Genomic DNA, 18,936 nt, shown 5'->3' with positions numbered 1-18,936 from the left:
CCGTACGGCCAGGCCCATGGGCAGGCGCGTCGACCTGGCCCTCGGTAACGCTGCGCTCGACCCAGGCGGCTTGCATGGTAAGGATGGCTTAGTCGATCACGGTCAGATCAGGCCATCTGGCTCGCCACTGTTTGCTTTGCAGGCGCTCCAGAAACAGGTGCCTTTTCTCGTCTCGAAACTTCCCGGCTGGCCGTACCACGAGGTCGAACAGGTCTTCCAGGCCAAATGGCGCGGCAATCTACAGTTCGTCGTTGGTATCGAGGCGTACCGCGACTGCCGTTGCGGTCTCGGGCCAGTACCTCATTGCATCCGTCGCTGATGCATAAGGTCGATCACCATTGCGCAAGTGCATGCGTGCTTGGTTCTTCACCGACCAGTTCAGCGTGTTGTCGATGCGCTGCAATCGGGCTTCCAGCTCGCTGTCTTGCTCTTGCGACGCCCTGCCCGTATCGAACCAGATCACATCGATGTCAGGCGGCAAGGGTGAATGCGTCCGCTCGTGCAGGCGATCCCAGACAGCACTACGTAGGAAGCCCGCGGCCACCCAGCCATCTGGCAGGTGCAGGTCGCGCAGGTGCTGCAGTATTCGCCAGCGATGTTCGTCGGTGCTGAGCAGAGTCTGAATGCAGGTGAGGTGGTTCATGGGCGAATCGTATCAGGCGCACCAGGGATTTATTTACTTTGTGCGTGGTCATTCACGGTGGACTGCGTGTGGCTCGGTCATGCTTGTTCAGCGACATCGCCACCGACCTGCGTACACATAAGGAGCATGTGATGGAAATGAAGATACTGGCCAGCGGTATTGGCGCAGCGCTGCCCAAGACCAGCATTGGTTTCAGCCTGTTCAGCGGCGTTTATATCCAGCTAAGACGTTCCAGCAACGACCAGCCGCAGACCTTTGGCATTGCCTCCGGTGTCGAAATAGGTGGCAACAGCGGCACGTTGATCGCCGGGCATATTGAAACGGCGTGGATGAAGATCGACACCACCAAGCACGCCTGGTTGTGCAGCCGCTCTTCACTGGTTGGCGAGTTGGGTGAGGTGGAGCTGAAGGGTACGCTGGCATTCAGCGGTACCGTGGACGTGAATTTCACCATCTTCGATTCGAACAACGAGTCCACGTTCTCGCTCAGCCGCATCAAGGTCGAGTCCAAGGGTGGGCAACTGGCGGACACCAAGATTCGTGGCGTGATCAAGGACATGATGGGCAAGACCCAGAACGGGAGCGCGCTCTGTGCACAGCCGTGACGTGGGGCGCTTCCCCCGGCTGAAGACCTTCTGCAACCTGATCCTGCTTGTGCTGCAACTGATCACCGTGGCGGCGTACTGGGGGCTCGTCGATGCAAGGCCCGATTACATGGCGATCAGCCAGGGGCTTTACCCGGACAGCGCGCTGCTGATGAACAGCCAAGTCGCCGACTGGTTGGTATCCATGCCGGCGTTTCTGGCCGTGGCATTGGTGTTTGCAGGAAGTGTCGCCAAGGAGTTTTTCGGGTTTTCCAAGGGGCGGCGCATCCTGCTCAATCTGGTGCTGCTGATTGTGCTGGCGGCGGTGTTCGGCCTCGCGGCATCGCAGCTTCACCCCGGCGTTTAAGAGTCGGTAGCCAGGGGCAGGGCGTCGTGCCTGGTTGCCCACCCTTTGGCAGCGTGGGCCAGAGCAGCTGACTCACGCCATATCGCTCTCGCGAAACTCCTCGGCCAGAAAATCGATCAGCGTACGCACCGATGGCAGCAGGCCACGGCGGGACGGGAAGATGGCGTGGACGATGCCGCACTTGGGTTCCCAGCCCGGGAGCATTTCCACCAGGGTGCCGGCGTCCAGGTCTTCACGCACCGCGACCCTCGGTACGTGGGCGATACCGACGCCAGCCAGGGCGCCGTGGCGCAGGGCGATCAGGTCGTCGGTGACCATGCGCGGGCGATGCGCAATGACCCGCTTGGCGTTCTCGGGGCCGAGCAGTTCCCATTGGTACTCACGCTGCGAGCTACCCCAGTGCAGGCTTGGTAGCGTGCCGAGGTCTTCGGGTGAAAAGTCTTTCGGTAGCTGCGCCAGAAAATCCGGGCGGCCCACCAGGCATTGCCGGCTGTTGCCGAGCACCTTCATCACCATGTCGGTGTTTTCCAGCGGCGGGAAGCGCACCCGCAGGGCGATGTCGAAGCCTTCGTGGAGCAGGTCGACGCGGCGGTTGGTGCTCTCGATGAACAGCTCAACGGCCGGGTAGCGCAGCATGAAGCGGGTCAGCATCGGCCCGACCCAGGAGTTGAGCAGGGTGGTAGGGCACGCCAGACGTACCAGGCCGCGAGGCTCGGCGAGGTTGCGTTCGATCACCTCGGCGGCGCCTTCCGCCTCCACGCGCATGGCCACGCAGCGCTGGTAATACTCCTGGCCGATCTCGGTCAGCGAACAATGCCGGCTGGTGCGGTGCAGCAGGCGCACGCCGAGGCGTTCTTCGAGCAGGGCGATGCGCCGGCTGAGTTTCGATTTGGGGATGTCCAGTGCACGCCCGGCCGGTGCGAAGCCGCCGTGCTCCACCACCTGGGTGAAGTAGTAGAGCGTGTTTAGATCTTCCATAAATCATCCGTTCTAATAATGGAACGCTGTAGACGATTTTTGCCGTCTGGTGCGAGAAGGGTGTCGAATTTAATCTTTACCACAGGCAGCGACAACTGCACGACACCAACCAACTTCAGCCGAACGACTCGGCAGCCTACTGAAAATCGAGGACCGCGCCATGACCACTTCCTACACCTACAATCGCCTGGACAAAGACAACGCTGCCGTTCTGCTGGTCGATCACCAGGCCGGCCTGCTCTCCCTGGTGCGCGATATCGAGCCGGACAAATTCAAGAACAACGTGCTGGCCCTGGCGGACCTGGCCAAGTTCTTCAACCTGCCGACCATCCTCACCACCAGCTTCGAAACCGGCCCCAACGGCCCGCTGGTCCCCGAGCTCAAGGAGATGTTCCCGGACGCGCCATACATTGCGCGCCCTGGCCAGATCAACGCCTGGGACAACGAGGATTTCGTCAAGGCGATCAAGGCCACCGGCAAGAAGCAGCTGATCATCGCCGGCGTGGTGACCGAAGTCTGCGTGGCGTTCCCGGCGCTCTCGGCGCTGGAAGAAGGCTTCGATGTGTTCGTGGTGACTGACGCCTCGGGCACGTTCAACCCGATCACCCGTGATGCCGCCTGGAACCGCATGTCGACAGCCGGTGCGCAACTGATGAACTGGTTCGGCGTGGCCTGCGAGCTGCACCGCGACTGGCGCAATGATGTGGAAGGGCTGGCGAAAATCTGTTCTGACCACATCCCCGACTACCGCAACCTGATGACCAGCTACAACGCGCTGACCGGCAACCGCTAAGCGCTGCGCCTTTCCAGGAGAGCAGGCACTTCCCGTGACGTGCCTGTTTTCGTTCCGGTGCCTGTACCGCAGTGATTGTTCGAACCGAGCGTTTGCCGGGGCGGTCACTCCTTTATAGGCCCCTGGGAGGTCATTGGCATGAGCCGATCACAGCTCAATCCGCACGAGCTTAAAAGCCGTTGTGTTCCCGTCGAAGAAAACATGCGCGTGCAGCAGCGCTTCTGGTTCGTCGAGCAGTTAGGGTGCGTAGTGCTGGCCGCTATCGTCGTGCTCACCCTGCTGGGGGCGTTCTCCAACGGGCTGCTCAGCGACAGCGTGCGCGCGAGCCCAGGCCACGGGCTGCAAGTGGAATACGAGCGATTCCTGCGCAACGGCGCCACCACCTCGATGGTTATCGAAGCCCGCCAAGCCGGCGATGCCCCGGTGAAGATTACCCTGACCGGCGAGCAGTTCGACAACACCACCCTGGAAAGCCTGTACCCGCAGCCGCTGGTCAGCGCCTCCCTGCGCGATGGCCTGGTGTTCAGCGTGCAGCCCGATGCCAACGGCCGTGCGCGCCTCTACCTGTCATTGCGGGCCGACGGCGTCGGGCTGTTCGACTCCCAGGTCGGCGTGGCCGGTGAAACGGTGCCGCTGCGCCAATTCATCTACCCCTGAGGGCTGCACGATGGATGCGGTACTGCGAGCGGCGGCGATCTACGTCGTCCTGATGATCCTCTTCAAGTTCTCCGGCCGCCGTTCGTTGAGCGAACTGACGCTGTTCGATTTCGTGCTGTTGCTGATCATCGGCGAGGCCACCCAGCAGGCGCTGCTCGGTGACGACTTTTCGCTGACCAATGCGGTGCTGGTGATCGCCACCTTGCTGGCCATCGATGTCGGGCTGTCACGCCTGAAGTGGCGGTGGCCGCGCTTCGATCTCTGGCTCGAAGGCTCGCCAGTCATAGTGGTCGAGCATGGTCGGCCGCTCGAGGGGCGGCTGCGCGCAGCGCACCTGCGGATCGAGGACATCCTCGAGTCGGCACGCGAGAAACAGGGGCTGGAGCGCCTGGAGCAGATCAAGTTCGCGATCATCGAAAAGAACGGCAAGATTTCCATCATCCCCACCGAATGAAGCGCCGTTTCGCTTGATCACGCAGGACACAAACGGTCATGAACCGCCTCCCAGACCGCAGGGCCGTTTACCCGAACCTTTGCCGACACGGCTTCGTCGTACCTGTACAGACCACGTGCAGGAGAGGGTAATGCTGACCGATTCGAAAACCCGCTACCGACCTTATACCCATGCTGCCGGTGGCTGGGGTTCGGCTAAGTCCGTCACCGATATCGTCTTGCGCGAGCAGGCGCCGTTGAAGATCGGTGCGGCGCTGATCAGGCAGAACAAACCCTCCGGCTTCGCCTGCGTCAGCTGTGCGTGGGCCAAACCCGACGACACCCATCCCTTCGAGTTCTGTGAAAACGGTGCCAAGGCCACGGCCTGGGAGCTGACCGCGAAGCGCACCAGTCCGGCGTTCTTTGCCGAGCACAGTGTGAGCGAGTTGCGCAACTGGTCTGCCCATGCGCTGGAGCAGCACGGCCGGCTGACCCATCCGCTGCGTTACAACCCCGCCAGCGACCGCTACGAGCAAACCAGCTGGGAAACCGCCTACCAGCAGATCGGTGCCAGCCTGCGGGCGATGCAGCCGGACGAGGTGGTCTTTTACGCCTCCGGGCGCGCCTCGCTGGAGGCTTCGTTCATGTACCAGCTGTTCGCCCGCGCCTATGGCACCAACAACCTGCCGGACAGTTCCAACATGTGCCACGAGAGCACTTCCGTGGGGCTGCAGGAGAGCATTGGCGTGCCGGTCGGCACCGTGACGCTGAACGATTTCGAACACACCGACTGCATCCTGTTCTTCGGCCAGAACGTCGGCAGCAACAGCCCGCGCATGCTCCACCAGCTGCAGGAAGCGCGGCAGCGTGATGTGCCGATCATCACCTTCAATCCGCTCAAGGAGCGTGGCCTGCAGGAGTTCGTCAACCCGCAGTCGCCTGGTGAAATGCTCGGCCCCAACACCACGCAGATCAGCACCCAGTACCACCAGGTGTGCATTGGCGGTGATACCGCTGCGATCACCGGTATCAGCAAGGCGCTGCTGGACATGCACGATGCAGCATTGCAGCGTGGCCAGCCTGGGGTTCTGGACGAGGCATTCATCGCCAGCCATACCGCAGGTGCCGAGCAATTCCTGCGTTATGTGCGCGCGCAGGACTGGGCCGCGCTGGAGTCGATTACCGGGCTGACCCGCGCTGCCATGGAGGCGACCGCGACCGTCTACGCCCAGGCGCAGCGGGTGATGATCATCTACGGCATGGGGCTGACCCAGCACCGCCAGGGTGTGCAGAACGTGCAGATGCTGGTGAACCTGTTGCTGCTGCGCGGCAACATCGGCAAGCCCGGTGCGGGAATCTGCCCGGTGCGCGGGCATTCCAACGTGCAGGGCCAGCGTACCGTGGGCATCAGCGAGGACCCAGCCAAGGTGCCAGTGGAGCTGATCGAACAGCACTTCAACTTCAAGGTGCCCGAGCAGATGGGCGTGTCTACCGTGGACGCCTGCAACGGCATGCTCGAGGGCCGCATCCGAGGCTTCGTCAGCCTGGGTGGCAACTTCCTGCGCGCGGTGCCGGACACCACCTTGATGGAGCCCGCCTGGCAGCGCCTTGCGCTCAACGTGCAGGTGGCGACCAAACTCAATCATTCCCATCTGCTACCGGGTGAGCACGCCTGGCTACTGCCGTGCCTGGGGCGTATCGAAATCGACCGCCAGGACGGCATCGAGCAGGCCCACAGCACCGAGGACAGCACCGGTTGCATCCATGGCTGGCGCGGCAATAGCGAGCCGGCCAGCGAGCACCTGCGCTCGGAGCCGGCGATCATCGCCGGGTTGGCGCGAGCCACGCTGACGACGCCGGTCGGCATCGACTGGGAGGCCTGGCGCCGCGATTATTCGCTGGTCCGCAAGGCGATCGCCGCAGTCTATCCAGAGATTTTTCATGACTTCGAGCGGCGCATGTGGGAACCGGGTGGCTTCCACCGGCCGCTCGGCGCGGCCAAGCGCGAGTGGGCGACCGAGAGTGGCAAGGCGCAGTTCGTGACGCCCGAACAGCTGATTGCTGACGACGACGTGCAGGCGTCTTATGTTCGCCGCGACGTGCTGCAGCTGATGACGATCCGCAGCAACGACCAGTTCAACACCACCATATACGGCTACAACGACCGCTTTCGCGGTGTGCACGGCACCCGCTCGGTGATCTTCATGAACACCGACGACATCGTGCGCCTCGGCCTGGCTGCGGGTAGCTGGGTAGACGTGACCACTGCCATCGAGCCGGAGGTCGAACGCCGGGTCGGACCGCTGCAGGTCCTCGCCTACGACATCCCCCAGGGCTGCTGCGCGGCGTACTACCCGGAGTGCAACCCGCTGGTGCCGCTGTGGCACCACGCGAAGCGCAGCAAGGTGCCGGCGGCCAAGTCTGTTCCTGTGACGCTTGCCCCAAGCACTGCAAGTGCGCCGGGAGATGTCCGTCCGCAACAGTCCGCTGTCATCGCGTCACAGCGTTAGGGGCGGACCTCACGGGCCACTGCTCGGAAGGTTTGAACTTCAAACGGCGGGGTTCCTTCCTAATTCAGACGCTGCGATTTTCGTCCCGGCTCGGCTCCAGCGTTGCCATCCGGGCGCGAATCGCTTCCTATCCGCAGCCTCAGGAGAAGCCGATGACTCGCAATACCTCCAACCAATACGCCATGCAGAACCCACTGACCCAGTACCCACAGCCCGAATTTCCGGCTCAGCATCAGCCGGAGCCAGGCCTCGACAGCAAGATGACGCCGGAGCCCGATCACGGCGAGGAGAGCTATGTGGGCTTCGGTCGCCTGGCGGGTCGCAAGGCGCTGATCACAGGCGCCGATTCCGGTATCGGCCGTGCCGCCGCGATTGCCTATGCGCGCGAAGGCGCCGACATCGTGCTCAATTACCTGCCTGAGGAAGAGTCCGATGCGCAGGAAGTCGTGCAGTTGATCGAAGCCGAGGGACGCCGTGCCGTGGCCATCCCCGGCGACCTGAAGGACGAGGCGTTCTGCGTGTCGCTGGTCAACGAAGCGGTCGAGGCCCTGGGCGGCCTGGATATTCTGGTCAACGTGGCCGGCAAACAGATTACCCAGAAGCATATCTCCGAGATCACCACCGAGCAGTTCGACCACACCTTCAAGACCAACGTGTATGCGATGTTCTGGTTGTGCAAGGCGGCTGTGGCGCACATGCCGCCCGGTGCGGCGATCATCAACACGGCGTCCATCCAGTCCTATGACCCATCCGGCACACTGCTCGACTATGCGTCCACCAAGGCGGCCATAGTCGCCTTCACCAAGGCGCTGTCGAGCCAGGTGATCGAGCAGGGTATCCGCGTCAACGCGGTCGCCCCAGGACCGATCTGGACGGTACTGCAGCCCAGCGACGGCCAGCCTCGCGAAAAGATCCCGACCTTCGGTTCGCAGGTGCCGATGAAGCGCCCGGGCCAGCCGGCCGAATGCGCGCCGCTTTACGTGCTGCTGGCATCGCAGGAGTCCAGCTACATCACTGGCGAAACCTTTGGGGTAACCGGGGGCAACCCGCTGCCTTGACAGCATCAGGCCCGTGGCAGCTCGCCGCGGGCTTCGCCACATCGGCTTACCACGCTTACAACCAGCAGAGGTGACCATGACCACTCATGTCGTTCATTTCACTGCGCCGATCAACTCCAATACCTGTGGGCAACTGATCGACAGTTGCACCAAGGCGCTGCAGCAGGGCGCCAGCGAAATCGTGTTGAAAATCGCCACCATGGGCGGCGAATGCAGCTACGGGTTTTCGCTGTACAACTTTCTCGTTTCCCTGCCGATTCCGGTGACAACCCACAACCTGGGCACGGTGGAGTCGATGGGCAACATCATCTTCCTCGCCGGCAGCCGGCGCACGGCCTGCGAGTACAGCAAGTTCCTGTTCCACCCGTTCCACTGGACCCTCAACGGCTCGGTGGACCACGCACGGATGGCCGAATACGCGATGAGCCTGGATTACGACATGCACCTGTATCGCGCCATCGTCGAAGAACGCACGCGCTCGGCAGCTCAGCCTCTGGATATCGTCGCTTGCCTGACGGCATCGCCACGCATCATCAATGCCGAAGAGGCGCTGGGTGCCGGGCTGATCGATGAAGTGAACTGCCTCACCGCAGACGCCAATGCGGTGCAGTGGGCCGTTCATTCCTGACCTGCTGAAAGGCGCCGGCCGCGTGGTCGGCGCCGGTATCACGCCTGGCCGTCGACCTTGCGTCGCACTTCGTCCGCGGCCTGGCGCATCTTTTCAGCTTCCTGTTCCTTGGTCTTGATCGACGTCGGGGTGATCACCCGGTCGATGGTCTCGGTGTTCTCGCCTGGCCGCTGGTTTTCCTTCCTTACCACGTTGACCTTGTCGCCCTGCAGGTCCTCTGCCGGTTTGTTGGGCGGGGTCTGGTCGATCGATGAATCGCTCATGGCGTACTCCTGGTGCTGATGGGTTCTACAGTTAGGAGGCCGATCGGGTCGGTCGAGTTCGAGCTAATTGCGGTCTGTATCCGGATGCTTCGAAACGGCCTGTTCGGCACGTCGCGGGCGCAGATAATCGGAATCTCTCCGGGCTACCCGAATCGAATGCCGTGACCCTTCGATAACCACGATGCTGGAGAAACACATGGGCGAATTCAGGATTTACCTCGACGATGAGCTGCAGTGCAAAACCACCTTGCCAGTCCTGGCACAGGCCGCCTGGCATCGCGCATCGCGTGATGGCCGGGTGGCCGAGGCGGGTGGTTTCGTGAAAGCCTACGAAGGCGAGGTGACCGTGGCGGAGATGCGCCCCGAACCACGTGTTGGTCACCCGTGGCCGGACGGTCGTGATCATCAGGCTGATCTGCGTGATGTGTGGGACAGCTTGCTGCGGCTGCTCATGCAACAGGGGCTGGATGACCAGGCGCTGACCGGCGCGCTGAACCGCTACGGCTGGACCACCAACAGCGTGGAAGGCGCCGTCCGCGATGAGCTGGGTGGCCGAACCGTGCCGTCGGCGGCCGAGCTGGTGGTGTTGCTGGAGGCGCTCTACCAGGATCGCCAGAACGCCGTACCGGATGCCTGATACAGGCTGTCAGCGGCGCATGCTGTTCATGCGATGACGTTCGAACAAGTCAGGCCAATCGAGGCGAACCCGGTCTTCGATCAATTGAATGATTTCGAACACTTCCAGTGGAGTCAGGGTGGTTTTACAGGGAATGCCACTGACATGAATGGAGGTGCTGGAACCGGGTTCTTTAAGTGTCACGCTCATGCGAGAAGGAGTATCCAGAGATGCCTGTACAACAAGCGGGGTGAAATAGTTGTACAGCAGCGCCATTGCGTCCAGGAATCTCATGGTTGCCACAATAATTACTCTCGGAATAACTCCTTAAATGGCCGCTATAGTGGCTGAATGAATGGTGTTGTCAATTAGCGAAGTTTGATGCGCTATTTGCTTTGCTCGGGTGACGACGGCGGCTTGGGCATGCCACGCGGTCCCGCGATACCCCAGGCTATCAGCCCGACTACCGGCAGCAGGATAATAAGCAAGGTCCACATCAGGCGCGTGTTGGAACTCTTCTCACTGCGCCACAAGTTCATGATGGCCACGAAGTCAACGAAAGCGATGACGACGATGGCACCCAGCCAGAAATACACAGAGGGATCGCCCATGGTTGGTCTCCTTCGTTCTTGGTTGTAGAGGGCAAGCCTGATCAGGCGCATACCCGTGGAGGCTCCAGTACGCTGTTTTGCGTGGTCGTCGTGGTGAATCCACAGCAGACCAGGGTACCGGTAGGGCCCGTTCGGAAGTACGACGCCCTGATAATTACGAAGTGTCGGTTCAGATTAAGTTCGCCTGAAGAACAGGGGCGGCGGATAAGCGGTCAAGTCTACGACTCGGGTGCTGTTATCGTGATATCACGGCGTGTGTTTCGGTGCATGCACCTTGCCTGTTTAATAAATAGACATTCATGCATTCTGCATTGGTGTATTGCGTACAGCAGCCAGGCGGGCCACATGAATCGGGGCCTGGCCGGTTATTGGGAAGTTGGCATGTGTGATGCAAAGGCTATTGGCAACGCATTGTTGAATTAGCGTTCTGCCAATAAGGCCGCTGCCAATAAATAAGGATTGCCCCCATGACCCTCACTGCCATTAATCAACTGACCGCCGTTCTGCCCGATCATCAAGTTTCCATCACGCCGCGCCCGGATGGCATGTTCCTGCTGACCATTACCAAGGACGGCGCTGCGATCTTTACCAAGGCGATCGACAAGCAGGCAGTGAGCGAAGAGGGGATCCGCGCGCTGGAGCATGAAATTCTGCGCGACCGTAAACTGGTCAGCGGCGAGGTGAACTGGAAAGGCGCTGGCGCACAGTGGGTGTCGCGCAAACTGCCGACCTTCACCGGCGCACCGGTCAACCCTACTGCGGCGAAGATGATGTGGTCGCGTCGCAACCTGGACCGCCGCCTGCGCCCGACTGCCTGATCGGCCGCATAACCGAGCCCCGCTTGTCGGGGCTTTTTACTGCCCGGACGTGCCAGCTGAGGGGCCGAATATGCTGACGGTAGGCGAACTGCGACGGGTCATCGAGTCGGCATTTCTGCCGCTGCCTTGTCGCTGCACGGTAAGTCATGAAGACTCGCTGGTGGTGACGATCAGCGACCCTGGCACCGGCGAGCCGCTGCTCAGCGTGCTCGGTATGCCGCTGAGCCAGCTGTCGACGACGGCGGACCTGTCGCGTTTCGTGCGCGAACTTCGCCAGCAACTGCGCGAACGCCAGGCCGACCAGCAGCTGCGGGAGCAGGCACCGCGTTAGCCGTGGTTCAGTTGGCGAGCAGCTTCGAGGCGTCGAAGCCCATGCGCATGTTGCCCCAGTGACGGCCATCGAAAATGAACGGCACGTCGATCTCGGTCATGATCTCGCCGGTATCGCGCAGATAGGTTTGCAGCAGGAAGCGCTGAGTGTTGGTGGCCGCGCGCATTCCCACCGGGTCGGAGAACATGCGCTTGTTTCGGCAGACTGGCAGGTCGGTGGCGCGGTTGCCGGTTGGCGGCTTGGACACCCAACTGTTGTTGACCGGGCAATAGCCCCGGTTGTCGACGATGAAGGTAACGATGCCGCCCGGAGTGCCCTTGGTCAGCTTGTCGATCTCTTCCTGGCAGACCTGTGCGAAGCGCTCGGTATAGCCCGTCATGTACTGCTTGGGATCGGTGTTGGGCACCAGCCGGTAATTCTGGTCGAACAGGTTCACGCCCTCGCGCTGCAGGGCGGCCAGGCGGACCTGCAGAACGTCCCGGCACTTGCTGGCGCGAGTGATGGCGGCGTCCAGTTCGCCCTGGCCGAGGACGAAACGTCCCAGCAGCGTCTGCACCCGTTCGGCCACGCCGGACAGGTCACGGGTGGCGGTGGCCGAGCGCTGCATGCGCTGATCGATGGCCTGGCTGTCGGCATGGATCTGGGTGACCCGCTCATTGATACCGGTGTTGGCGTCGGCCACCTGCTGGATGTGTTCGGCGATCTCGGCCAGCTTGCCGTTGGTGGATTCGAAGTCGACGATCATGCTTTCGAAATGCCCGGTGGCGCGTTCCACCACCACCTGGGTTTCACGGGCGCTGTCACTGATCAGCGCGGTCTGCTGATGCGTCGAGGCCACTTCCATGAGCATCGCATCGATGTTCTGGGAAATGTCCCCGGTGGCGCGGCTGACGTTCTGTGCCAGGGTACGTACCTCATCCGCCACCACCGCGAAACCACGGCCGCTTTCGCCGGCTCGTGCCGCTTCGATGGCCGCATTGAGGGCCAGCAGGTTGGTCTGCGAGGAGATTTGCTGGATCAGCCCGACCACGGACTTGATGTTCGACGAGCGCTCATTGAGCGCCGAGACCAGCGTGCTGAATTCGCCAAGGCTGGTGGAAATGGCGCCGATGTTGCCGGTCACCTCCAGCAATTCGGCGTAAGAGTCGCGGGCCATGCTCAGATTCTGCGCGGTGGTGCTGGAGATCGCCTGGGTCTGCTGCGACACCTCATCGATGCGGCCGACGGCACTGTTGCTCTCGCTCATCACTTCGTTGGCGAAGCGTGCCTGGTGGGTGGCGCTTTCGCTGGAGTCGCTGATGTTCTTCAGTGAACGGGCCGACTCGACGGCGATCTGCACGGTGAGCGCCTGTACGTTGCTGATGATCTCGCGCTGCTTGGCCAAAAAGCGGTTGCAGGTACTGGCCAGGGTGCGGATTTCATCGTGGGTCAGCAGTGGCAGGTCGCGGGACAGGTCGCCTTCGCCATTGGCGATTTCCTCCAGCGCGCGGGTCATGTTGTCGACCGGGCGCACGATGAGGTGGCGAAAGTACCAGACCATGAAGCTGACCATGGTCAGGGTGAACAGCGCGCTGAGCAGCAGGGCGGTACCCAGAGTGTCGAGTTTGCCCTGGATCTGGCCGAGCAGCGCCGGGTCGATCTGCGCAGCCTGCAGCAGTCTCAGGATGTCCGCACGCAGGCTGGTGGCTACCCAGAACAACAGTCCGCTGACCACGACCAGCAAAAAGAGGCTGGACAGCTTTTTGGTCAGGGTATCGAAAAAGTGCATCTCGATTGAGTCGTACAGCGACTTTAACGACTGCATGCCACAGCTCCCGGCAAAATAAGAATCCTTGGTTTCTATTATTCGACCGCCGACGCCGAAGCTTTAATGCCAGGCGCGGTTTGCCGATGTTTGCGGCCTGTTGACGAGTGCGCAGGCGCAAAGCGGCGCGCAGTGTAGTGGGTTGCTCGATGCAGTTAAAGTGACCAGGGGCCGGTATTTTCCAGCCTATAAAACACGGCTACCGGCACGCGGCCGGTAGCTGTGAGCTGCCTGGGTGGCAAGCGGCTCAGGCGCGCTGGCCTATTTCCACTTCCTGTGCCGTCCAGGCCGCCACCTGGTCACTGAGCGACAGGCCGAGGCCCGGACGGGTCGGCACCAGCATGCGGCCGTCGCGGGTTTCCAGGCGCTCGTTGAACAGTGGTTCCAGCCATTCGAAATGTTCCACCCAGGGCTCCGTGGGGTAGCTTGCGGCGAGGTGCACGTGCAGTTCCATGGCGAAGTGCGGGGCAAGCATCAGCCCGGCGTGTTCGGCCAGCGAGGCGATTTTCAGGAACGGGCTGATACCGCCCACGCGCGGCGCATCGGGCATCAGATAGTCGGCGCCGCGTTTGTAGATGAACTCGGCGTGCTCGGCCACGCTGGTGAGCATCTCGCCGGTGGCGATCGGCGTGTCGAAAGCGGCTGCGAGGGCGGCATGGCCTTCTGCGTCGTAGCAGTCCAGCGGCTCCTCGATCCACACCAGGTTGAACGCCTCGAACTGGCGGCACATGCGCTGGGCGGTGGGGCGATCCCATTGCTGGTTGGCATCGACCATCAGCGGGAATTCGTCACCCAGGTGCTTGCGAATGGTACTGACCCGGTGCAGATCGAGCGCCGAGTCCGGCTGGCCAACCTTGAGCTTGATGCCGCCGATGCCTTTCTCTCGGGACAGGTCGGTGTTCTTCATCAACTGGTCGAGCGGTGTGTGCAGGAAGCCGCCCGAGGTGTTGTAGCAGCGCACCGAGTCGCGCTGGGCGCCCAGCAGGCGCGCCAGGGAAAGGTTGGCGCGCTTGGCCTTCATGTCCCACAGGGCGACGTCGAACGCACCGATGGCCTGGGTCGACAGGCCGCTGCGACCGACCGACGCGCCGGCCCAGCACAGCTTGGTCCAGAGCTTTTGAATATCGCTGGGGTTCTCGCCGAGCAGGGCCGGGGCGATTTCCCGGGCGTGGGCGAACTGGCCAGGGCCGCCGGCTCGTTTCGAGTAACTGAAACCGAGGCCGCGATGGCCGTCCTTGCTTTCGATCTCCACGAACAGCATGGCGACCTCGGTCATTGGTTTCTGCCGACCGGTGAGCACCTTGGCATCGCTGATCGGGTTGGCCAGGGGCAGAAATACCGATGCAATGCGGATCCAGGCGATCTGATCCTGGTCTGCACAGCCTTGGGGAAGGGGTTGTTCGCTCACACTGATTACCTCGCTTGACGTTCTTGTAGGGGCCGCCAGAGGCTTGAAACTGCTGGCGTGACCCTGGACGTTAAGCTGATTGGGTAATCATTCAAGCCTGTAGTAGCGCGCTCTTGAGCCGTCTGTCGAGGTTTGAGAAGCCGGCAGCCACGGCTTTTGCAGGCCATGGCTGCCGGCGGCGTTCAACCAAGAATGGCGTTGAACAGCAGAAGCGTCAGCAGCGAGGTGAGCCAGCCCAGGGTGGTGGGCACCGACCAGGTGAGCAGCTGATGTTTGGCGTTCTTCACGCCCAGCATACGGTTGACCACCCAGAAGTAGCTGTCGTTGAAGTAGCCGAAGACCATCGAACCAATGGCGGCGGCCTGGGCGGCGAACACCATGTTCACATCGGGGATGGTCGCCAGGATCGGCGCAGAGATCGATGCACCGGTGATCATCGCCACGGTGCCGCTGCCCTGGATAAGGCGCACCAGCGAGGCGATCACGAAAGGAATCAGCACCGCCGGCAACGGCAGCGTCGCCACCCATTCGCCCATGTACTGGCCAGCGCCGCTGTCACGCAGCACGGCGCCCAGGGCGCCACCGGCGCCGGTCACCAGCAGGATGATCCCGGCGCTTTCCACGCCTTTTTCCATCTCGGCGATCACTTCATCACGCGGACGACGCGGCACCAGGCCATAAAGGGCGACGACCACGCCCAAGCCGACCGCGATCACCGGGTTGCCGAGAAAGGCCACGGTCTGGCCGAGCAGGCTCTGCTGCAAGGTGCTGGCGGCGTCGAGCTTGGCGATCACGCCGATCAGGGTGTTGGCGAAGATCAGCAGAATCGGCAACAGGATCGGCAGCATCGACAGCCACAGCGGCGGCAGCTCGGCTTCACGTTCTTCGGCGCGCTGCAGCACTTCGCGATAGGCCACCGCCGGATCGACGGGCGCCTGGCCGCTCTGGGCGATCATCGCCTCGATCCGCGGCCCCATGAAGCGGGCGTAGGCGACCAGCACGAAGGTGGCGGGCAGGGTGAACACCACGCCCCAGAACATCATCAGGCCGACATCGATATTGAAGATCCCGGCGATGCCCAGCGGCCCCGGCGTTGGCGGCACCGCGTGGTGGGTGAGCATCAGGCCGCCGGCCAGGGCGATGCCCAGGGTCAACATGGATTTGCCGGTGTTGCGCGACAGCGCGCGCACCAGCGGATTGAGGATGACGAATGCCGAATCGCAGAAGATCGGTACCGAGACGATGTAGCCGGTAACCATCATGGCCCACTCTTCGCGCTTGTTGCCCAGCCAGCGCACGAAACTGTAGGCCATGCGTTCGGCCGCGCCGGAGACTTCCAGCAAACGGCCCATCATCACCCCGAAGCCGATCACCAGGCCGATGGTGGACAGCGTGGTGCCGAAGCCGGTGGTGATCGATTTGACCAGGGCATCGGGCGCCATGCCGCCGACCAGGCCGGTGATGGACGCGGCGATGATCAACGCCAGCAGGGCGTGGATACGGGTTTTAAGCACGAGCACGATGAGCACGACGATGGCCAGAACCAGGCCAACCATTAGCTGTGGCCCGGCGATGGAGGTTGCTTGCATGGTGGATTCCTCTTGTTGTTATTAGATGCAACGGTTGCGGCGCTGGCCGCGTTGGCTAACGACTGATGTCGCGTTGGTGAGCCCTGATTACCGCGTCGAAATCCTGGTCGGCCGTGAAGCCCAGTTCACGCGAGCGGGTGATATCGAAGTCGCCGGGCCAACTGCACACGATGCCCTGGATGCGCTCGTCCGGCTCATGGCTGACCCGCTGGCGCGCCGCTTCGCCGCCTACCCGAGCGAGACTGTCGAGCATCTCGCTGACCCGCACACTGACGCCCGGCAGGTTGAGCGTGCGGCGCTGGCCAACGGCCTCGACCTCCAGGCGCGCGGCATGAATCAGGTTGGCGATCACCGTGCCGGGTGACGAGAGCCACAGGCGGGTGTCGAGCGGCACCGGGCAATTACTGGCCTGGCCGGCCAGCGGTTCACGCAGGATGCCGCTGGCGAACGACGAGGCGGCGGCGTTGGGTTTGCCCGGGCGCACGGAAATCGTCGGCAACCGACACACGCGAGCATCGACGAAGCCCTTGCGTGAGTAGTCGTTGATCAGCAGTTCGGCCATGGCCTTCTGCGCCCCGTAGGACGACTGCGGCAGCGGAGCGAGTGACTCGGGCACCTGCTCGGGCAGCGGCCCGCCGAATACCGCGAGCGAGCTGGCGAATATGAAGCGCGGCGCCCGGCCCGCTTGGCGGCAGTGTTCGAGCAGGGCGCGGGTGGCGTCGAAATTGATGCGCAGGCCGAGGTCGAAGTCCGCTTCGGCCTGGCCGCTGACGATGGCGGCCAGGTGATAGATCAGGTGGGTGTCGGCATCGATCAGCGAGGCGAGGAAGGCAGGATCGGCAATGTCGCCGGTGCGCGACTCGACGCGTGGGTCGATGATCGGGCAGGCGGCCAGATCCGCCGAAACGATGCGCCCGCCAGGCGGCAGGAGGTCGTGCGCATCGGGCGAGAGCAGTGCCTCGATCAGTCGGGCACCGAGAAAGCCGGCGCCGCCGGTTACCAGTATGTTCATGGATCACGCTCCGCTGGGGAGAATATCCGGGCATTTGGATGCCCCGTATTCTTGTTGTTGGATGAACTAGGTGACAGGAAGTTGTCATGTTGTATGATGAATTTAACGTTGGCGCAACCGTTCGCGTCGTTCTCGTAAGTTCGAGGCGCGCGAGAACCGTCGGTAAGGTTGCCGGGAGATCACTGTGCAGATGCTGAACGAAGCCACCCCAAAGCTCGCCGAGAGGCTGGCCAAGCGCCTGAGTACGGCGGTGCACGAAGGCGAGTTGGGCGCCGGTACGCGGCTGCCCACCGAGCAGGCCCTGTGCGACCAGTACGGAGTCAGCCGCACGGTGGTGCGCGAGGCCATTTCCATGCTCAAGCGCGAAGGCATGCTCATCTCCCGCCAGGGCAGTGGTACCTACGTGACCAGCAAACCCTCGGTGGCCTTGCGCCTGTCGCAGCCGCAAGGCGATTTCTCGGCGGTGGTGGAGATCCTCGAACTGCGCAGCGCACTGGAAACAAAGGCCGCCGAGCTGGCCGCCAGCCGTCGGGACAATGCCCACCTGCGGGCGATGCGAAACGCCCTGGCCGAACTCGACGAAGCGGTCGAGCGCGGCGAGGACGGGGTCAGGCAGGACCTGGCCTTCCACCGCAGCGTGGTGGCCGCGACCGGCAACCAGCACTTCCTGGAAACCATCGATTTTCTGCACCAGTTGCTGCAGCAGGCCATTGCCGTGACCCGCCGCAACGAGGCGCGCAACGCCCACTACATGCAGCAGGTCGACCACGAACACCACGCCTTGCTGGAGGCGATTGCCGCCGGCGACAGCGAGGCCGCGCGCCAGGCCGCCTCCACGCACCTGTGCAACGCCGAAACCCGCCTGCGTGAGGCGCGCAGCGAGGCTGATGGCGCCGGATAACAATCACAAGAGGAGTCACAACATGACAGCGACATCCACCATTGGCGTGATCGGGCTCGGTTCCATGGGCCTGGGCATGGCGCGTTCCCTGTTGCGCGCCGGCCTGCCGGTCTGGGGCTACGACATTCGCGACGAGGTGCGCCGGGCATTTGCCGCCGAGGGCGGCCTGCCGGTCGCCAGCCTGGGCGATCAGGCTGCGGGCAGCGACGTGCTGTTCATCGTGGTGGTCAATGCCCAGCAAACCGAAGCGTTGCTGTTCGGTGAGCAGGGTATCGCGGCACGCCTGCGCCCCGGCACCGTGGTGGTGGCCTGCGCGACCATTGCCGCGGACGCTACGCGGCGCATCGCCAAACGCCTGGCCGAGCATCAGGTGGCGATGCTCGATGCACCCATTTCCGGTGGCGCGGTGCGTGCCGCGGCGGGTGAGCTGACCATCATGGCCTCCGGGCCTGCGGCGGCGTTCCAGCAGTGCGAAGCCGCGTTGGCGGCTGTGGCGGCCAAGGTCTATCGGCTGGGCGACGAAGCCGGACAAGGCTCGCAGATCAAGCTGGTCAACCAGCTGCTCGCCGGCGTGCATATCGCCGCCGCTGCCGAAGCCATGGCCTATGGCATCCGCCAGGGCTGCGACCCGAAGGCGCTGTACGAGGTGATCAGCCATAGCGCGGGCAACTCCTGGATGTTCGAGAACCGCGTGCCGCACTTGCTGGCTGGCGACTACCAGCCGCGCTCGGCCGTCGACATTTTCGTCAAGGATCTCGGCCTGGTGCTCGACAGTGCCCAGGACGCGGTATTCCCGCTGCCAATGACGGCCAGCGCGCACCAGATGTTCAAGCAGGCCTCGGCCGCCGGCCTGGGCCGCGAGGATGACATCGCCGTGGCGAAGATCTTTCCCGGCATCCAGCTGCCTGTCGCCGCCAACGAGGAGATGTAACC

At 62.9% G+C, this 18,936-nt stretch carries 21 protein-coding genes and 1 pseudogene; 13 read left to right on the top strand and 9 right to left on the bottom strand.

The window, feature by feature from the left end; translation table 11 throughout:
- Nucleotides 1-88: 88 nt before the first annotated feature.
- Nucleotides 89-643 (bottom strand): annotated as a pseudogene (locus ACZ0AV_RS06160) (nucleotidyltransferase family protein).
- Nucleotides 644-774: 131 nt separating this feature from the next.
- Here ACZ0AV_RS06160 and ACZ0AV_RS06155 point away from each other — a divergent pair.
- Together ACZ0AV_RS06155 and ACZ0AV_RS06150 are read left to right on the top strand one after the other, a co-directional pair.
- Nucleotides 775-1,248 (top strand): hypothetical protein, encoded by a 474-nt coding sequence (locus tag ACZ0AV_RS06155; protein ID WP_499150224.1) that lies wholly within the window; start codon nucleotides 775-777, stop codon nucleotides 1,246-1,248.
- Nucleotides 1,235-1,594 (top strand): hypothetical protein, encoded by a 360-nt coding sequence (locus tag ACZ0AV_RS06150; RefSeq protein WP_499150223.1) that lies wholly within the window; start codon nucleotides 1,235-1,237, stop codon nucleotides 1,592-1,594. Before ACZ0AV_RS06155 ends, ACZ0AV_RS06150 begins: the two co-directional genes overlap by 14 nt.
- Nucleotides 1,595-1,666: 72 nt before the next feature.
- On the opposite strand, the gene ACZ0AV_RS06145 is transcribed toward ACZ0AV_RS06150, so the two are convergent.
- The gene (locus tag ACZ0AV_RS06145) at nucleotides 1,667-2,572 is read right to left on the bottom strand and encodes a LysR substrate-binding domain-containing protein (RefSeq protein WP_499150222.1); all 906 of its coding nucleotides are present in this window, start codon (nucleotides 2,570-2,572) and stop codon (nucleotides 1,667-1,669) included.
- Between the two features lie 160 nt (nucleotides 2,573-2,732).
- On the opposite strand from ACZ0AV_RS06145, the gene ycaC reads away from it, so the two are divergent.
- The 6 genes from ycaC (at nucleotide 2,733) to ACZ0AV_RS06115 (ending at nucleotide 8,650) form a co-directional block, all read left to right on the top strand.
- A complete protein-coding gene (gene ycaC / locus ACZ0AV_RS06140; protein WP_499150221.1) occupies nucleotides 2,733-3,365 on the top strand; it encodes an isochorismate family cysteine hydrolase YcaC in 633 nt (210 codons plus the stop codon).
- Nucleotides 3,366-3,503: 138 nt separating this feature from the next.
- On the top strand, nucleotides 3,504-4,022 hold the full coding sequence (locus ACZ0AV_RS06135; RefSeq protein ID WP_499150220.1) for a hypothetical protein: 519 nt from the start codon (nucleotides 3,504-3,506) through the stop codon (nucleotides 4,020-4,022).
- A 10-nt stretch (nucleotides 4,023-4,032) separates the two neighbouring features.
- Nucleotides 4,033-4,476, top strand: coding sequence for a DUF421 domain-containing protein (locus ACZ0AV_RS06130; protein WP_499150219.1), 444 nt, complete (start codon nucleotides 4,033-4,035; stop codon nucleotides 4,474-4,476).
- Between the two features lie 130 nt (nucleotides 4,477-4,606).
- Complete coding sequence (locus ACZ0AV_RS06125) at nucleotides 4,607-6,964, top strand: FdhF/YdeP family oxidoreductase (RefSeq protein ID WP_499150218.1); 2,358 nt, start codon at nucleotides 4,607-4,609, stop codon at nucleotides 6,962-6,964.
- Between the two features lie 152 nt (nucleotides 6,965-7,116).
- Nucleotides 7,117-8,022, top strand: a complete 906-nt coding sequence (locus ACZ0AV_RS06120; protein WP_499150217.1) for an SDR family oxidoreductase — start codon at nucleotides 7,117-7,119, stop codon at nucleotides 8,020-8,022.
- 76 nt (nucleotides 8,023-8,098) lie between these two features.
- The gene (locus tag ACZ0AV_RS06115; protein ID WP_499150216.1) at nucleotides 8,099-8,650 is read left to right on the top strand and encodes an ATP-dependent Clp protease proteolytic subunit; all 552 of its coding nucleotides are present in this window, start codon (nucleotides 8,099-8,101) and stop codon (nucleotides 8,648-8,650) included.
- A gap of 38 nt (nucleotides 8,651-8,688) precedes the next feature.
- Here the strand turns inward: ACZ0AV_RS06115 and ACZ0AV_RS06110 are convergent, their stop codons facing one another.
- On the bottom strand, nucleotides 8,689-8,913 hold the full coding sequence (locus ACZ0AV_RS06110; protein WP_499150215.1) for a hypothetical protein: 225 nt from the start codon (nucleotides 8,911-8,913) through the stop codon (nucleotides 8,689-8,691).
- A gap of 196 nt (nucleotides 8,914-9,109) precedes the next feature.
- On the opposite strand from ACZ0AV_RS06110, the gene ACZ0AV_RS06105 reads away from it, so the two are divergent.
- Complete coding sequence (locus tag ACZ0AV_RS06105) at nucleotides 9,110-9,550, top strand: hypothetical protein (RefSeq protein WP_499150214.1); 441 nt, start codon at nucleotides 9,110-9,112, stop codon at nucleotides 9,548-9,550.
- Between the two features lie 9 nt (nucleotides 9,551-9,559).
- On the opposite strand, the gene ACZ0AV_RS06100 is transcribed toward ACZ0AV_RS06105, so the two are convergent.
- Together ACZ0AV_RS06100 and ACZ0AV_RS06095 are read right to left on the bottom strand one after the other, a co-directional pair.
- A complete protein-coding gene (locus ACZ0AV_RS06100) occupies nucleotides 9,560-9,823 on the bottom strand; it encodes a DUF1652 domain-containing protein (protein ID WP_499150213.1) in 264 nt (87 codons plus the stop codon).
- A 92-nt stretch (nucleotides 9,824-9,915) separates the two neighbouring features.
- The gene (locus tag ACZ0AV_RS06095) at nucleotides 9,916-10,140 is read right to left on the bottom strand and encodes a PLD nuclease N-terminal domain-containing protein (RefSeq protein WP_499150212.1); all 225 of its coding nucleotides are present in this window, start codon (nucleotides 10,138-10,140) and stop codon (nucleotides 9,916-9,918) included.
- A gap of 467 nt (nucleotides 10,141-10,607) precedes the next feature.
- Here ACZ0AV_RS06095 and ACZ0AV_RS06090 point away from each other — a divergent pair, with 467 nt between their 5' ends.
- Both ACZ0AV_RS06090 and ACZ0AV_RS06085 read left to right on the top strand, forming a co-directional pair.
- Entirely contained in the window at nucleotides 10,608-10,958 is a 351-nt protein-coding gene (locus ACZ0AV_RS06090; protein WP_499150211.1) for a hypothetical protein, read from the top strand.
- 70 nt (nucleotides 10,959-11,028) lie between these two features.
- Nucleotides 11,029-11,289: a DUF1652 domain-containing protein gene (locus ACZ0AV_RS06085; protein WP_499150210.1), complete on the top strand. Its 261-nt coding sequence runs from the start codon at nucleotides 11,029-11,031 to the stop codon at nucleotides 11,287-11,289.
- A 7-nt stretch (nucleotides 11,290-11,296) separates the two neighbouring features.
- On the opposite strand, the gene ACZ0AV_RS06080 is transcribed toward ACZ0AV_RS06085, so the two are convergent.
- The 4 genes from ACZ0AV_RS06080 to denD form a co-directional block, all read right to left on the bottom strand.
- Nucleotides 11,297-13,093 carry a methyl-accepting chemotaxis protein gene (locus ACZ0AV_RS06080; RefSeq protein ID WP_499150209.1) on the bottom strand — a complete coding sequence of 599 codons (1,797 nt, stop codon included), beginning with the start codon at nucleotides 13,091-13,093 and terminating at the stop codon, nucleotides 11,297-11,299.
- A 247-nt stretch (nucleotides 13,094-13,340) separates the two neighbouring features.
- Nucleotides 13,341-14,501 (bottom strand): L-talarate/galactarate dehydratase, encoded by a 1,161-nt coding sequence (locus tag ACZ0AV_RS06075; RefSeq protein WP_499150208.1) that lies wholly within the window; start codon nucleotides 14,499-14,501, stop codon nucleotides 13,341-13,343.
- 182 nt (nucleotides 14,502-14,683) lie between these two features.
- Entirely contained in the window at nucleotides 14,684-16,090 is a 1,407-nt protein-coding gene (locus tag ACZ0AV_RS06070; protein ID WP_499150207.1) for a GntP family permease, read from the bottom strand.
- A 55-nt stretch (nucleotides 16,091-16,145) separates the two neighbouring features.
- Nucleotides 16,146-17,102 carry a D-erythronate dehydrogenase gene (gene denD / locus ACZ0AV_RS06065; RefSeq protein ID WP_499150206.1) on the bottom strand — a complete coding sequence of 319 codons (957 nt, stop codon included), beginning with the start codon at nucleotides 17,100-17,102 and terminating at the stop codon, nucleotides 16,146-16,148.
- A 190-nt stretch (nucleotides 17,103-17,292) separates the two neighbouring features.
- Here denD and ACZ0AV_RS06060 point away from each other — a divergent pair, with 190 nt between their 5' ends.
- Together ACZ0AV_RS06060 and ltnD are read left to right on the top strand one after the other, a co-directional pair.
- Complete coding sequence (locus ACZ0AV_RS06060) at nucleotides 17,293-18,003, top strand: FadR/GntR family transcriptional regulator (RefSeq protein ID WP_499153306.1); 711 nt, start codon at nucleotides 17,293-17,295, stop codon at nucleotides 18,001-18,003.
- The gene (ltnD, locus tag ACZ0AV_RS06055; RefSeq protein WP_499150205.1) at nucleotides 17,990-18,934 is read left to right on the top strand and encodes an L-threonate dehydrogenase; all 945 of its coding nucleotides are present in this window, start codon (nucleotides 17,990-17,992) and stop codon (nucleotides 18,932-18,934) included. Before ACZ0AV_RS06060 ends, ltnD begins: the two co-directional genes overlap by 14 nt.
- Nucleotides 18,935-18,936: the final 2 nt, after the last annotated feature.

The organism is Pseudomonas sp. AC532 (assembly GCF_979258965.1).
Note: the sequence above shows the minus strand (reverse complement) of the source record. Positions and strands in the feature narration are given on the sequence as shown.

Coding starts and splice junctions, on each gene's coding strand:
- ACZ0AV_RS06155 (WP_499150224.1), top strand. CDS start 775: ATGGAAATGAAGATACTGGCCAGCGGTATTGGCGCAGCGCTGCCCAAG.
- ACZ0AV_RS06145 (WP_499150222.1), bottom strand. CDS start 2,572: ATGGAAGATCTAAACACGCTCTACTACTTCACCCAGGTGGTGGAGCAC.
- ycaC (WP_499150221.1), top strand. CDS start 2,733: ATGACCACTTCCTACACCTACAATCGCCTGGACAAAGACAACGCTGCC.
- ACZ0AV_RS06135 (WP_499150220.1), top strand. CDS start 3,504: ATGAGCCGATCACAGCTCAATCCGCACGAGCTTAAAAGCCGTTGTGTT.
- ACZ0AV_RS06130 (WP_499150219.1), top strand. CDS start 4,033: ATGGATGCGGTACTGCGAGCGGCGGCGATCTACGTCGTCCTGATGATC.
- ACZ0AV_RS06125 (WP_499150218.1), top strand. CDS start 4,607: ATGCTGACCGATTCGAAAACCCGCTACCGACCTTATACCCATGCTGCC.
- ACZ0AV_RS06120 (WP_499150217.1), top strand. CDS start 7,117: ATGACTCGCAATACCTCCAACCAATACGCCATGCAGAACCCACTGACC.
- ACZ0AV_RS06115 (WP_499150216.1), top strand. CDS start 8,099: ATGACCACTCATGTCGTTCATTTCACTGCGCCGATCAACTCCAATACC.
- ACZ0AV_RS06110 (WP_499150215.1), bottom strand. CDS start 8,913: ATGAGCGATTCATCGATCGACCAGACCCCGCCCAACAAACCGGCAGAG.
- ACZ0AV_RS06105 (WP_499150214.1), top strand. CDS start 9,110: ATGGGCGAATTCAGGATTTACCTCGACGATGAGCTGCAGTGCAAAACC.
- ACZ0AV_RS06100 (WP_499150213.1), bottom strand. CDS start 9,823: ATGAGATTCCTGGACGCAATGGCGCTGCTGTACAACTATTTCACCCCG.
- ACZ0AV_RS06095 (WP_499150212.1), bottom strand. CDS start 10,140: ATGGGCGATCCCTCTGTGTATTTCTGGCTGGGTGCCATCGTCGTCATC.
- ACZ0AV_RS06090 (WP_499150211.1), top strand. CDS start 10,608: ATGACCCTCACTGCCATTAATCAACTGACCGCCGTTCTGCCCGATCAT.
- ACZ0AV_RS06085 (WP_499150210.1), top strand. CDS start 11,029: ATGCTGACGGTAGGCGAACTGCGACGGGTCATCGAGTCGGCATTTCTG.
- ACZ0AV_RS06080 (WP_499150209.1), bottom strand. CDS start 13,093: ATGCAGTCGTTAAAGTCGCTGTACGACTCAATCGAGATGCACTTTTTC.
- ACZ0AV_RS06070 (WP_499150207.1), bottom strand. CDS start 16,090: ATGCAAGCAACCTCCATCGCCGGGCCACAGCTAATGGTTGGCCTGGTT.
- denD (WP_499150206.1), bottom strand. CDS start 17,102: ATGAACATACTGGTAACCGGCGGCGCCGGCTTTCTCGGTGCCCGACTG.
- ACZ0AV_RS06060 (WP_499153306.1), top strand. CDS start 17,293: ATGCTGAACGAAGCCACCCCAAAGCTCGCCGAGAGGCTGGCCAAGCGC.
- ltnD (WP_499150205.1), top strand. CDS start 17,990: ATGGCGCCGGATAACAATCACAAGAGGAGTCACAACATGACAGCGACA.